12 protein-coding genes are annotated in these 13,227 nt (G+C 69.1%); 8 read left to right on the forward strand and 4 right to left on the reverse strand.

Going from position 1 to position 13,227, the window contains the following annotated elements:
* The first annotated feature begins 53 nt into the window (after nt 1-53).
* Together ACGFYU_RS14285 and ACGFYU_RS14290 are read left to right on the forward strand one after the other, a co-directional pair.
* On the forward strand, nt 54-2,315 hold the full coding sequence (locus ACGFYU_RS14285; RefSeq protein ID WP_393827583.1) for a transglycosylase domain-containing protein: 2,262 nt from the start codon (nt 54-56) through the stop codon (nt 2,313-2,315).
* An 86-nt stretch (nt 2,316-2,401) separates the two neighbouring features.
* Nucleotides 2,402-3,862 (forward strand): glycosyltransferase family 87 protein, encoded by a 1,461-nt coding sequence (locus ACGFYU_RS14290; RefSeq protein ID WP_393827584.1) that lies wholly within the window; start codon nt 2,402-2,404, stop codon nt 3,860-3,862.
* Between the two features lie 3 nt (nt 3,863-3,865).
* Here the strand turns inward: ACGFYU_RS14290 and ACGFYU_RS14295 are convergent, their stop codons facing one another.
* The 3 genes from ACGFYU_RS14295 to ACGFYU_RS14305 form a co-directional block, all read right to left on the reverse strand.
* Nucleotides 3,866-4,897, reverse strand: coding sequence for an alanine racemase (locus ACGFYU_RS14295; RefSeq protein WP_393827585.1), 1,032 nt, complete (start codon nt 4,895-4,897; stop codon nt 3,866-3,868).
* Between the two features lie 37 nt (nt 4,898-4,934).
* Nucleotides 4,935-6,053, reverse strand: coding sequence for a lipid II:glycine glycyltransferase FemX (locus ACGFYU_RS14300; RefSeq protein ID WP_393827586.1), 1,119 nt, complete (start codon nt 6,051-6,053; stop codon nt 4,935-4,937).
* 132 nt (nt 6,054-6,185) lie between these two features.
* Nucleotides 6,186-6,500 (reverse strand): hypothetical protein, encoded by a 315-nt coding sequence (locus ACGFYU_RS14305; RefSeq protein ID WP_393827587.1) that lies wholly within the window; start codon nt 6,498-6,500, stop codon nt 6,186-6,188.
* A 246-nt stretch (nt 6,501-6,746) separates the two neighbouring features.
* Between ACGFYU_RS14305 and rpsF the strand changes: the two genes are divergently transcribed.
* The 4 genes from rpsF to rplI all read left to right on the forward strand — a co-directional run bounded on the left by rpsF (nt 6,747) and on the right by rplI (nt 8,445).
* Nucleotides 6,747-7,037 carry a 30S ribosomal protein S6 gene (gene rpsF, locus ACGFYU_RS14310; RefSeq protein WP_004950685.1) on the forward strand — a complete coding sequence of 97 codons (291 nt, stop codon included), beginning with the start codon at nt 6,747-6,749 and terminating at the stop codon, nt 7,035-7,037.
* 72 nt (nt 7,038-7,109) lie between these two features.
* Nucleotides 7,110-7,700 carry a single-stranded DNA-binding protein gene (locus tag ACGFYU_RS14315; RefSeq protein ID WP_393827588.1) on the forward strand — a complete coding sequence of 197 codons (591 nt, stop codon included), beginning with the start codon at nt 7,110-7,112 and terminating at the stop codon, nt 7,698-7,700.
* Nucleotides 7,701-7,743: 43 nt separating this feature from the next.
* A complete protein-coding gene (gene rpsR, locus ACGFYU_RS14320; protein ID WP_005315025.1) occupies nt 7,744-7,980 on the forward strand; it encodes a 30S ribosomal protein S18 in 237 nt (78 codons plus the stop codon).
* An 18-nt stretch (nt 7,981-7,998) separates the two neighbouring features.
* Nucleotides 7,999-8,445, forward strand: coding sequence for a 50S ribosomal protein L9 (gene rplI, locus ACGFYU_RS14325; RefSeq protein WP_031156063.1), 447 nt, complete (start codon nt 7,999-8,001; stop codon nt 8,443-8,445).
* A 129-nt stretch (nt 8,446-8,574) separates the two neighbouring features.
* Here rplI and ACGFYU_RS14330 read toward each other — a convergent pair whose 3' ends face one another.
* Nucleotides 8,575-9,912 (reverse strand): MATE family efflux transporter, encoded by a 1,338-nt coding sequence (locus tag ACGFYU_RS14330; protein ID WP_393827589.1) that lies wholly within the window; start codon nt 9,910-9,912, stop codon nt 8,575-8,577.
* A 452-nt stretch (nt 9,913-10,364) separates the two neighbouring features.
* On the opposite strand from ACGFYU_RS14330, the gene dnaB reads away from it, so the two are divergent.
* Both dnaB and ACGFYU_RS14340 read left to right on the forward strand, forming a co-directional pair.
* Nucleotides 10,365-11,828: a replicative DNA helicase gene (dnaB, locus tag ACGFYU_RS14335; protein ID WP_393827773.1), complete on the forward strand. Its 1,464-nt coding sequence runs from the start codon at nt 10,365-10,367 to the stop codon at nt 11,826-11,828.
* Between the two features lie 10 nt (nt 11,829-11,838).
* Nucleotides 11,839-13,224 (forward strand): serine hydrolase domain-containing protein, encoded by a 1,386-nt coding sequence (locus ACGFYU_RS14340; RefSeq protein ID WP_393827590.1) that lies wholly within the window; start codon nt 11,839-11,841, stop codon nt 13,222-13,224.
* Nucleotides 13,225-13,227: the final 3 nt, after the last annotated feature.

Raw genomic sequence — 13,227 nt, forward strand, 5'->3', positions numbered from 1 at the left:
ACAGGCGGCTGATCAACTACCCGCGGTCCGACAGGGACGGCTGGAAGCGTTTCGTGCCGTCCTGGAAGTTCGTCGGCGGTACCGCCCTGGGCTTCTTCGCGATCATCGTCGCCGGTGCCGGCGTCGGCATCGCCATGGTGGGCACGCCCGACCCGAACAAGGCGGCCCAGGCGCAGAACAACGTCTTCTTCTGGCAGGACGGCAGCCAGATGGTCGCGACCGGCGGTTCGATGAACCGGCAGATCGTGACCATCGACAAGATCCCCCGGTCCATGCGGGACGCCGTGATCTCCGCGGAGAACGAGTCCTTCGAGACGGACAAGGGCGTCGATCCGATGGGCATCGCCCGCGCCGTGTGGAACATGGCCACGGGTGGTTCCACCCAGGGCGGCTCGACGATCACCCAGCAGTATGTGAAGAACAACTTCCTGGACTCGGACCAGACGCTCAAGCGCAAGGTCACCGAGCTCTTCATCGCGATAAAGCTGGGCGTCTCGGAAGAGAAGGACACGGTCCTCGCGGGCTACCTGAACACCGCCTACTACGGCCGGGACGCCTACGGCATCCAAGCCGCGGCCCGCGCCTACTTCGGCAAGGACTCCCAGGACCTGAACCCCTCCGAGTGCGCCTTCCTGGCCTCCGTGCTCAAGGGCCCCAACCTGTACAACCCGGACGGCGGCATCGGCGCCGCGGCCACCCCCACCCTCAACGAGGACCGGGCCAGGAAGCGCTGGGCCTGGGTGCTGGACCGCGAGGTCGAGGTCGGCCGCATGTCCAAGGAGGACCGGGCCAAGTACAAGCCCACCGACTTCCCCGCCCGGGTGGAGTCCGAGCAGGCCCGCGGCATGTCCGGCCAGATCGGCTACCTGGTCGAGACGGCCAAGCAGTACGTGATGAAGACCAGGAACATCACCGCCGAGCAGATGGCCCTGGGCGGCTACCAGATCCACACCACCTTCCAGAAGCCGAGGGTGGACGCGCTGGCCAAGGCCGTCGAGGACACCCGCAACGACTTCCTCGACGAGAAGAAGCGCCCCGAGTACGACACCTTCGTACAGTTCGGCGCCGCCTCCGTCGATGTGAAGACCGGCGCGATCGTGGCCCTGTACGGCGGGCCCGGCTGGGACCAGAAGCACTTCAGCAACAACGCCAACACCATCGGCGTCCCGGTCGGCTCGACCTGGAAGCCGTACGTCCTGGCGGCGGCGATGCAGTACGGCACCCAGAACTCCAAAGGCCAGGGCATCTCGATCGACAGCAAGTACATGGCCGACGACCTGACCGTGATCAAGAACCGTCAGGGCAATCCCCTGATGGGCCCCGACGGCAAGCCGTTCCGGCAGAAGAACGAGAGCCCCACGGCCTACGGCTTCGTGACCCTCAACGAGGCGATGGAGAAGTCCATCAACGTCCCGTTCGCCCAGCTCGTCTTCGACGTCGGTCACGCCAAGGTGCGTGACGTGGCCAAGTCCACCGGGATCCTCGAGGACTCGATGGACAAGGACAACACCGCCTCGTTCGCACTGGGCACCTCGACCCCGAGTGCCATCCGCATGGCCGACTCGTACGCCACCTTCGCGGCCTCCGGTACGCACCGCGAGCCCTTCTCCGTGACCAAGGTCGAGAAGGACGGCGAGGCGCTGAGCGGCTTCGAGGCGCCCAAGGACCAGCGCGCCATGGACAGCGCCGTCGCCGACAACGTCACCAAGGTCCTGCAGAACGTGGTCCAGAACGGAACCGGTACCAAGGTCAAGAAGCTGGGCCGGCCCGCCGCGGGCAAGACCGGTACCACCGACCAGAACAAGTCGGCCTGGTTCGTCGGCTACACCCCCGAGCTCGCCACGTCCGTCACCCTCTTCCGCAACGACCCCAACTCGGCGGACAAGAAGCTGATCTCCATGAACGGCGTGGGCGGCACCGACTCCATCCACGGTGGTGACATCCCGGCCGTGATCTGGACCGAGTACATGCGCGAGGCGCTCAAGGACTCTCCGGTCAAGCAGTTCCCGGAGGCCGAGACCTACGGCGTCACCGCCGACTCCGCCGGGGCTCCCTCCCCCACCCCCTCGGCCGTCCCGTCGCAGTCCGTCACGCCCTCGATGCCCCCGACCAGCTCCGCCCCGCCGGTGTCCCCGAGCCCGTCCAAGGGCGGCGGCAAGCCGTGCAAGCCGTGGGAGCTGTACTGCGACCCCACCCCCACGTCCGGGACCAGCCAGGGAGGCAGCAACGGCGGACCCAGCGGATCGCCGTCTCCGACGCCCAGCGGGAAACCGGGCCGCCCGACCGGCTGGCCCACGTTCGGATCGAGCCCGTAGCCGGATCGTCAACCGCTGGGGGAAGGCCGTCGCACGAGGTGCGACGGCCTTCCCCCATGTCCGGCCCGGTACGGCAGGATGAGCCCATGACCAAGGTGCACGAGGACCGCCCCGTACTGCCCACCCGGCAGGACGAGGTCGCGGCGGCCGGCAGTGAGTTCATCGGCGGCCCGCTCGGCCGCTACGCCCGGCTGGGCGGCCACTGGCTGGGGCCCGTCCGCGTCGTGGCCCTCCTCGCCATCGGCATGTTCGCCCTGGGCATGGTGCAGAAGCTGCCCTGCTACGACTGGGCGTGGTTCCGCGGAGCGGGCTCGCAGTACACCCACGCCTGCTACTCCGACATCCCGCACCTGTACGCGGTCCGCGGCTTCGCCGACAACCTCACGCCCTACTTCGACCGGCTGCCCGGCGACATGGAGTACCTGGAGTACCCGGTGCTCACCGGTCTCTTCATGGAGATCGCCTCCTGGCTGACCCCGAGCAGCGGCTCCATGCAGCACCGCGAACAGATGTACTGGATGGTCAACGCGGGCATGCTGATGGCCTGCACGGCGGTCATCGCCGTGTGCGTGGCCCGCACCCACCGCCGGCGCCCCTGGGACGCCCTGCTCTTCGCCCTCGCTCCGGCCTTCGCGCTCACCGCGACGATCAACTGGGACCTGCTGGCCATCGCGCTGACCGCCGTGGGGATGCTCATGTGGTCGCGCGGCCGCACGGTCCTCTTCGGCGTCTTCATCGGCCTGGCCACCGCGGCGAAGCTCTACCCCGTCCTGCTGCTCGGGGCGCTGTTCGTGCTCTGCTGGCGGGCCGGCAAGTGGCGGGCCTTCGGAGGCGCCGTCCTCGGCGCGGCCGGGGCCTGGCTGGTGGTGGACCTGCCCGTCATGATCTTCGCCTGGGAGGGCTGGTCGAAGTTCTACACCTTCAGCCAGGAACGTCCCATCGACTTCGGCTCCGTGTGGCTGCTGATCTCCCAGCGCTCGGGCAACCCCCTGGAAGACGCCAACACGTACGCGACGGGGCTGACGCTCCTGCTGTGCGGGGCGATCGGGCTGCTCGCCCTGACGGCCCCCCGGCGGCCCCGCTTCGCGCAGCTGGCCTTCCTGGTCGTCGCCGTCTTCATCCTGGCGAACAAGGTCTACTCGCCGCAGTACGTGCTGTGGCTCATCCCGCTCGCCGCGCTGGCCCGGCCGCGCTGGCGGGACTTCCTGATCTGGCAGGCCGGCGAGGTCCTGTATTTCCTCGGGATCTGGTTCTACCTGGCCTACACGACCAGCGGGGACAAGCACCAGGGACTGCCCGTGGAGGGCTACCAGCTGGCGATCGCCGCCCACCTGCTGGCCACCGTCTACCTGTGCGCGGTCGTCGTCCGCGACATCCTGATGCCCGAGCGGGACGTCGTACGCCGGGACGGCTCGGACGACCCGTCCGGCGGTGTCCTGGACGGGGCCGAGGACGTGTTCGTGCTGTCGGACGCGGCGAGGGCGCCGCGGTACGCGGCGCCCTCGGAGGGACAGCGGGTCGACTGGGGCGTGCCCGTCAAGGACTGACGGTCAGGCGTCGAGCACCCGGTCGAACTGCGTCGTGGTGTGGCGCAGGTGCGCCACGAGCTCGTCGCCGACCTTCGGCTCGGGCGAGTCCGACGGCACGAACAGGATCGACACCTGCATGTGCGGCGGCTCCGCGAACCAGCGCTGCTTGCCCGCCCACACGAACGGCGACAGGTTCCGGTTGACCGTGGCCAGGCCCGCCCGGGCGACGCCCTTGGCCCGCGGCATCACGCCGTGGAGGGCCTTGGGCGCCTCCAGCCCCACGCCGTGGGAGGTACCGCCGGCCACGACGACCAGCCAGCCGTCGGACGCGGCCTTCTGCTGGCGGTAGCCGAAGCGGTCGCCCTTGGCCACGCGCGTGACGTCGAGGACCGCGCCGCGGTACTCGGTGGCCTCGTGGTCGCCCAGCCACAGTCGCGTGCCGATGCGGGCACGGAAGCGGGTCTGCGGGAACTGCTGCTGGAGCCTGGCCAGTTCCTCGGCCCGCAGGTGGCTGACGAACATGGTGTGCAGGGGCAGCCGGGCCGCACGCAGCCGGTCCATCCAGCCGATGACCTCCTCGACGGCGTCCGAGCCGTCGGGGCGGTCCAGCGGCAGGTGCAGGGCGAAGCCCTCCAGCCGGACGTCCTCGATCGCCGCGTGGAGCTGCCCCAGGTCCTGCTCGGAGATGCCGTGGCGGCGCATCGAGCTCATGCACTCGATGACCACCCGGGCGCCCACCAGGCCGCGGACCCCGTCCAGCGAGGCCACCGAGCGGATGACCCGGTCGGGCAGCGGCACCGGCTCCTCGCCCCTCCGGAAGGGGGTCAGGACCAGCAGGTCGCCGCCGAACAGGTCCTTGATGCTCGCGGCCTCGTACGTGGTGCCGACGGCGAGGATGTCGGAGCCCATCCGGGTCGCTTCCTCGCACAGCCGCTCGTGGCCGAAGCCGTAGCCGTTGCCCTTGCAGACCGGGATCAGTCCGGGGAACTGGTCCTGGACCTGCTTCTGGTGCGCACGCCAGCGCGCGGTGTCGACGTAGAGCGTGAGCGCCATGCCCGTCCGGAGCCTTTCGTGTGGGGTGGGGGTGGAGTCAGCGACGCGACATGTAGATGTCGAGCGCCTTGTGCAGCACCTTGTTGAGCGGGAAGTCCCACTCGCCGACGTACTCGACGGCCTCGCCGCCCGTGCCGACCTTGAACTGGATCAGACCGAACAGGTGGTCGTTCTCGTCCAGCGTGTCAGAGATGCCGCGCAGGTCGTAGACGCTGGCGCCCAGCGCGTAGGAATCGCGCAGCATGCGCCACTGCATGGCGTTCGAGGGGCGCACCTCGCGCTTGTGGTTGGCGGAGGCGCCGTACGAGTACCAGACGTGCTGGCCGACGGTGAGCATCGTGGCGGCGGCCAGCGGCTCCCCCTCGTGCTTGGCGATGTAGAGGCGCATCCGGTTGGGGTCCTCGGAGTTGAGGGCCGTCCACTGGCGCTGGAAGTAGCTGAGCGGGCGCGGGCGGAACTTGTCGCGCTCGGCCGTGATCTCGTACAGGTGCTGCCAGGTCGGCAGGTCGTCGTAGCCGCCCTGGACGACCTCGACGCCGGCCTTCTCGGCCTTCTTGATGTTGCGGCGCCACAGCTGGTTGAAGCCCTTGAGGACGTCGTCCAGCGAGCGGTTCGCCAGCGGTACCTGGAAGACGTAGCGGGGCTGGACGTCGCCGAACCCGGCACCGCCGTCCTCCGCCTGCTGCCAGCCCATGCGGCGCAGCTTGTCGGACACCTCGAAGGCGCGGGGCTCGATGACCGAGGCCTCCACGTCGCGCAGGCGCTTGACCTCCGGGTCCTGGATGCCGGCCTTGATGGCGGCCGAGTTCCACCGGCGGATGACGACCGGCGGGCCCATCTTCACGGTGAAGGCGCCCTGGTTCTTGAGGTGGGCCAGCATCGGCTGGATCCACTCCTCCAGGTTCGGGGCGTACCAGTTGATGACCGGGCCCTCGGGCAGGTACGCGAGGTATCGCTTCACCTTGGGCAGCTGGCGGTACAACACGAGCGCGACACCGACGAGTTCACCGGACTTGTCGAACCAACCGAGGTTCTCCGAGCGCCACTCGTTCTTGACGTCGGCCCATGCCGGGACCTGGCAGTGGCTAGCCGACGGCAGGCTCTGGAGGTACGCCAGATGCTGCTCTCGGCTGATGGTGCTCAGGGACAGGCTCATGCGGGGTGTCTCCTCCGGCGGCTTCGCTGGCTATGGCGCGAAGCCTACTGCGACGGGGGCGCCACCCATCTGGGGGACAGGCCGGTGCCTGAGCCGTGGCCGGCCGGCGCCCCGTCGCGGAGGTTCCCCCGGTCAGCCGAGCCAGCCGCCGAAGAGGCCGCCGTGTGCCATTCCGAGGAAGAAGCCGATGGCAGCTGCGCCAAGGCCGATGATCAGCGCGAAGCGCTCGCGTGTCGTGACGGAGATGAACTGTCCGTACGCACCGGTCAGGATTCCGATGAGCCCTGTCCACGAGCTGAGCAGGTGCAGGTTGTGGAAGAACGCCGTGATGAACGCCACGGCACCGAGGACCAGCGTGACCGCCATCAGGGTGTCCTGCAGCGGATGGGGCTTGCCGTCGGTCGCGAGCAGCGAGATCTGGGACTGCGGTCGCATTGCCTGTGCCATCGGAGGCACCTCCTGGCTAGAGCGGTGCTGCGGGGGCCGCCTCCCGAGGGGCCGGGGGGCATAGCACCGAGCACACCCGATGGATACAGATTGTGTCCCCCTGCCGTCGGATTTCAACCGGAAGGAGCCGAGCAGGTAGTCTGTACAGCTGCGCGGTGTCTGCTCTGTGGACGCCGTGCGCACGCATCACGACCCTCCTGCCACGGAACGACCGTGGCCGCTGAGTCCAAAGGAGGTGGGTTCCACATGCGTCACTACGAAGTGATGGTCATCCTCGACCCCGATCTCGAGGAGCGCGCTGTCTCCCCGCTGATCGAGAACTTCCTCTCCGTCGTCCGTGAGGGCAACGGAAAGGTCGAGAAGGTCGACACCTGGGGCCGTCGTCGTCTCGCTTACGAGATCAAGAAGAAGCCCGAGGGCATCTACTCGGTCATCGACCTCCAGGCCGAGCCTGCGGTCGTCAAGGAGCTTGACCGACAGATGAACCTGAACGAGTCGGTTCTCCGGACCAAGGTCCTTCGCCCCGAGACCCACTGAACTTCGGTTCAGCGGTAATCGGGATCGAGTAGCACAGCAGCCCAGAAGCAATCCCCGCCGAGAGGTTCATCCATGGCAGGCGAGACCGTCATCACGGTCGTCGGCAATCTCGTCGACGACCCCGAGCTGCGCTTCACCCCCTCGGGTGCGGCGGTCGCGAAGTTCCGTGTCGCGTCCACCCCCCGCACCTTCGACCGTCAGACCAATGAGTGGAAGGACGGCGAGAGCCTGTTCCTGACCTGCTCGGTGTGGCGGCAGGCGGCGGAGAACGTCGCCGAGTCCCTTCAGCGAGGCATGCGCGTCATCGTGCAGGGCCGGCTGAGGCAGCGGTCGTACGAGGACCGTGAGGGTGTCAAGCGCACGGTCTACGAGCTGGACGTCGAGGAAGTCGGCCCCAGCCTGAAGAACGCCACGGCCAAGGTCGCCAAGACCACCGGTCGCGGTGGCCAGGGTGGATACGGCGGCGGTCAGCAGCAGGGCGGCGGCGGTGGCTGGGGCGGAGCCCCCAGCGGCGGCGCACCTCAGGGCGGCGGAGCTCCCTCCGACGACCCGTGGGCGTCCAGCGCGCCGGCCGGCGGCCAGCAGCAGGGCGGCAACGGGGGCGGTTGGGGCGGAAGCTCCGGCGGCTCCGGTGGTGGCTACTCGGACGAGCCGCCCTTCTAGGGCAGCTCGCATCCAAACTTCTTGATCACACAGGAGAGACACAATGGCGAAGCCGCCTGTGCGCAAGCCTAAGAAGAAGGTCTGCGCGTTCTGCAAGGACAAGACCGCGTACGTGGACTACAAGGACACGAACATGCTGCGGAAGTTCATTTCCGACCGCGGCAAGATCCGTGCCCGCCGCGTTACCGGCAACTGCACGCAGCACCAGCGTGACGTCGCCACGGCCGTCAAGAACAGCCGTGAGATGGCGCTGCTGCCCTACACGTCCACCGCGCGATAAGGAAAGGGTGACCGACTAATGAAGATCATCCTGACCCACGAGGTCTCTGGCCTCGGTGCCGCCGGCGATGTCGTCGACGTCAAGGACGGTTACGCTCGCAACTACCTGGTCCCGCGTGGTTTCGCGATCCGCTGGACCAAGGGTGGCGAGAAGGACGTGGCGCAGATCCGCCGCGCCCGCAAGATCCACGAGATCGCGACCATCGAGCAGGCCAACGAGGTCAAGGCCAAGCTCGAGGGTGTGAAGGTCCGTCTGGCCACCCGCGCGGGTGACGCCGGTCGTCTCTTCGGCTCCGTGACCCCGGCCGACATCGCCACGGCGATCGAGGCTTCCGGTGGCCCGAAGGTCGACAAGCGCCGCGTTGAGCTGGGCTCCCCGATCAAGACCCTCGGTTCGTACCAGGTCTCCGTGCGTCTGCACGCCGACGTGGCCGCGAACGTGGGCATCGAGGTCGTCGCCGCCTAAGGGCTGCACGTGAAGGGCCGCACCCCTCTGGGGTGCGGCCCTTCGTCGTTGTCGGACGCAGCTGTGTTTCACGTGAAACACGGCTGCGTCGGCGATGGAGGGGATGTTTCACGTGAAACATCCCCCGGTTCAACGGGTGGCTCCCGCGACCAGCCAGCGGCCCGAGCGGGCCCGCAGCTGGAGGGTGACCATACGGACCAGCATCATCAGGGTCATCGCCCACCAGAGCGTCGTCAGGCCGCCTCCCACGGTCGGGACGAGGAACGCCGCCGGGGTGAACACGGCCAGCGTCACCAGCATCGCCCAGGCCAGGTAGCCGCCGTCTCCCGCGCCCATCAGGACCCCGTCCAGTACGAAGACGATGCCGGAGACGGGCTGGGAGAGGGCCACCACGAGCAGGGCGGGCAGCAGGGCGTCCTTCACCACCGGATCGCTGGTGAACAGCGGAATGAACACGGGGCGGGTCAGGACGACCAGCAGGCCGAGGACGATGCCCGTGGCGATCCCCCACTGCACCATGCGGCGGCAGACCGCCTTGGCGCCGTTGGTGTCGCCCGCACCCAGATAGCGGCCGATGATGGCCTGCCCGGCGATCGCGATGGCGTCCAGGGCGAAGGCGAGCAGGCTCCACAGCGAGAGCAGGATCTGGTGGGCCGCGATGTCGGCGTCGCCGAGCCGGGCCGCCACGGCGGTCGCGATCATCAGGATGGCGCGCAGGGACAGGGTGCGGACCAGCAGAGGTGCGCCGGCCTGTGCGCAGGCCCGGATCCCCGCGAGGTCGGGCCGTAGCGAAGCACCGTGTCGCCGGGCCCCGCGTACGACGACGACCAGGTAGGCGGCGGCCATGGCGCACTGGGCGATGACCGTGCCCCAGGCGGAGCCGGCGATCCCGAGACCGGCGCCGTAGACGAGGAGGGCGTTCAGGCCCGCGTTGAGGCCGAAGCCCCCGACGGCGACGTACAGCGGGGTGCGGGTGTCCTGGAGGCCGCGGATGACACCGGTGGCGGCCAGGACCATGAGCATGGCCGGGATGCCGAGTGCGGAGATCCGCAGATAGGTGATCGCGTACGGGGCGACGGTGTCGGAGGCTCCGAAGAGGGAGATCAGCCACGGGGCGGCGGGCAGGACCACGGCGATCACGGCCGCACCGAGCAGCAGGGCGAGCCAGATGCCGTCCATGCCCTGCCGGATCGCGGCCTGGAGGTCGCCCGCTCCTACCCGGCGGGAAACGGCCGCGGTGGTGGCGTAGGCGAGGAAGACGAAGACGCTGACGGCGGTGGTGAGCAGAGCGGCCGCGATGCCGAGGCCCGCCAGCTGAGGGGTGCCGAGGTGTCCCACGATGGCGCTGTCGGCCATCACGAAGAGGGGTTCGGCGACGAGTGCGCCGAAGGCGGGGACGGCGAGTGCGAATATCTCGCGGTCGTGCCGTCTCGGCGCAGCCTTCGGTGCTGCGGGGGCCTGTGTCATGTGCTCAATCTAATCTTCCACAGGTAATAGATGCAAGGGCCTTTGGGTCCTTACTGATGCCCTGACTTGCGCGTTCCTCCCGACCCTTTGGAGGTGATCTTGAGATGGGTCCCAAGATTTTTCCGCCACTCTGGCTCCGGACGGGAAAATGCCAGGTCAGGTGGGGTGCTGAGGTGGGTCGGGTGATTTTGTCCACAGCGTCGTCCCCCGGTCCGTGCACAGCTTCCGGCGACTTACCCACAGCATTGGCGCCGTCATCCACATCTCATCCACACAGCCTGTGGATAACAAGATTGGCTGACGCCGCTCGCGGCCCTACCGTGGTGCGTTGCCCGACTCGCCGACGGCGGATTCGGGTGCCCCAAATGTCAGAGCCGTGTCGTAGAAAGAGTGACACGGCGAGGTCCGCGTTGCGGACGGGAGGAGGCGGCCCGGTGAGCATGCCCGAGCCCATGGACGACCCCTGGGCCGACAGTGGTCCGGGCGACCGTCTGCCCGCCCGTACCCGCCGCAACAGCGAGGGCCGTGGCCGCGGGGACGAACAGCACGACCGGGGGCGCGAGGGCGGCTCCTGGGACGGTGGTGGCGGCGGCTTCGAGCGGGTCCCCCCGCAGGACCTCGACGCCGAGCAGTCGGTCCTCGGCGGCATGCTGCTGTCCAAGGACGCCATCGCCGACGTGGTCGAGGTCCTCAAGGGGCACGACTTCTACCGGCCCTCGCACGAGACGATCTACCAGGCCATCCTCGACCTGTACGCCAAGGGCGAGCCGGCTGACCCGATCACCATCGGTGCCGAACTGACCCGGCGCGGGGAGATCGGCAAGGTCGGCGGGGCCTCCTACCTGCACACGCTGGTGCAGTCCGTCCCGACCGCGGCGAACGCCGAGTACTACGCGGAGATCGTCCACGAGCGGGCCGTGCTGCGCCGCCTCGTCGCCGCTGGTACGAAGATCACGCAGATGGGCTACGCCGCCGACGGTGACGTCGACGAGATCGTCAACAGCGCCCAGGCCGAGATCTACGCCGTCACCGAGCAGCGGACCTCCGAGGACTACCTGCCGCTGGGCGACATCATGGAGGGCGCTCTCGACGAGATCGAGGCGATCGGATCGCGCAGCGGCCAGATGTCGGGTGTTCCGACCGGCTTCACTGACCTCGACTCGCTGACCAACGGCCTGCACCCCGGCCAGATGATCGTCATCGCCGCCCGTCCCGCGATGGGCAAGTCCACGCTGGCGCTGGACTTCGCCCGGGCATGCTCCATCAAGAGCAACCTGCCGAGCGTGATCTTCTCCCTCGAAATGGGGCGCAACGAGATCGCGATGCGCCTGCTGTCGGCGGAGGCCCGGGTGGCGCTGCACCACATGCGCTCCGGGACGATGACGGACGACGACTGGACCCGGCTGGCCCGCCGGATGCCGGACGTCTCCGCGGCCCCCCTGTACATCGACGACTCCCCCAACCTGTCGATGATGGAGATCCGGGCCAAGTGCCGTCGGCTCAAACAGCGCAACGACCTCTCGCTCGTGGTCATCGACTACCTCCAGCTGATGCAGTCGGGCGGTTCCCGCCGTCCCGAGAGCCGCCAGCAGGAGGTCTCGGACATGTCCCGAAACCTCAAGCTGCTGGCGAAGGAGCTAGAGGTCCCGGTGATCGCGCTCTCCCAGCTGAACCGTGGCCCGGAACAGCGCACCGACAAGAAGCCGATGGTCTCCGACCTGCGTGAGTCGGGCTCGATCGAGCAGGACGCCGACATGGTGATCCTGCTGCACCGTGAGGACGCCTACGAGAAGGAGTCGCCCCGCGCGGGTGAGGCCGACCTGATCGTGGCGAAGCACCGTAACGGCCCGACGGCGACGATCACCGTGGCCTTCCAGGGCCACTATTCGCGGTTCGTGGACATGGCCAACACGTAGCATCCGCCCCATGGACGACCTTGCTGAGGACCTGGAACTTCTTGCCTCGACCCGCCGTGCGCTGAGGCACCGGATCGCCGTCGCGCAGAGTGAAGGGCGGGCGCCGTCCGTGGTGGCGGCCGTCGTGCGCGGCGGGGACGTGGTCTGGGAGGGCGCCCGGACCTCCCTGGAGGGGCACGCTCCGGACGGCAACGTCCAGTACCGGATCGGCTCGATCAGCAAGACCTTCACCGCCGTTCTCGTGATGCGGCTGCGGGACGAAGGGCTGCTGGGGCTCGCGGATCCGCTGGAGAAGCACCTGCCGGGCACCGGCGCCGGCGAGGTGACCATCGCTCAGTTGCTGGCCCACACCGGCGGTCTGGCGGCGGAGACGCCGGGCGAGTGGTGGGAGCGCACGCCCGGCGCACTGCGGCCCGAGCTCGCCGACGTCCTGGGTGACGAGCCGTTCCGGCACACGCCGGGAAGCCGGCACCACTACTCCAACCCGGGTTACACGCTGCTGGGTTCGCTCGTCGAGGCGCTGCGCGGCAAGCCGTGGGAAGAGGTGCTGCGGGCCGAGGTGCTGGAGCCGCTGGGCCTGGACCGTACGAGCGGGCTGCCGCAGGCCCCGTACGCGGACGGCTGGGCGGTGCACCCCTGGGCGGACGTACTGCTGCCCGAGCCGCTGGAGGACCTGGGGCTGATGGCGGCGGCCGGTCAGCTGTGGTCCACGACCAGGGACTTGGCGCGGTTCGCGGACTTCCTGCTGCGCGGGGACGAGCGGGTGCTGAGCGCCGAGTCCGTACGGGAGATGCGCACCTCGGCGGCGCCGCCGGAGCCGGGCCTCGCCGAGCTCGGCTACGGGCTGGGGATGCAGCTGATGGCCCAGGGCGAGCGTCGGCTCGCCGGGCACAGCGGATCGCTTCCGGGGTTCCTCGCGGGGCTGTGGCTGAGCGAGGCGGACGACGTGGCGGCGGTGGTGCTCGCGAACTGCACCTCGGGACTGCCGGCCTCCTCGGTGGCCACGGACCTGGTGGCGATCGTGGCCGACGCCGAGCCGCGGTTCCCCCAGCCGTGGCGGCCCTTCCGGGAAACCGAGCAGGTCCCGCTGGAGATGTGCGGTCCCTGGTACTGGGGCACGACGCCTTACGTGGTGCGACTGAAGGCGGACGGCTCGCTGGAGCTGGGTCCGGTCGGCGCGACCGGGCGCTCCGCCCGCTTCCGGGGGGAGCCCGACGGCACGTGGACGGGCCTGACCGGCTACTACGCGGGAGAGACGCTGAGGTTGGTGCGCAAGGCCGACGGCTCGCTGAGCCACCTCGACCTGGCGTCGTTCGTGTTCACGCGGGAGCCGTACGACGCCCAGGCCCCGGTACCCGGCGGGGTGGACCCGCAGGGCTGGCGGGGCATCGGCTGACTC

The organism is Streptomyces sp. NPDC048337, assembly GCF_043201175.1.
Taxonomy (GTDB): Bacteria; Actinomycetota; Actinomycetes; order Streptomycetales; family Streptomycetaceae; genus Streptomyces.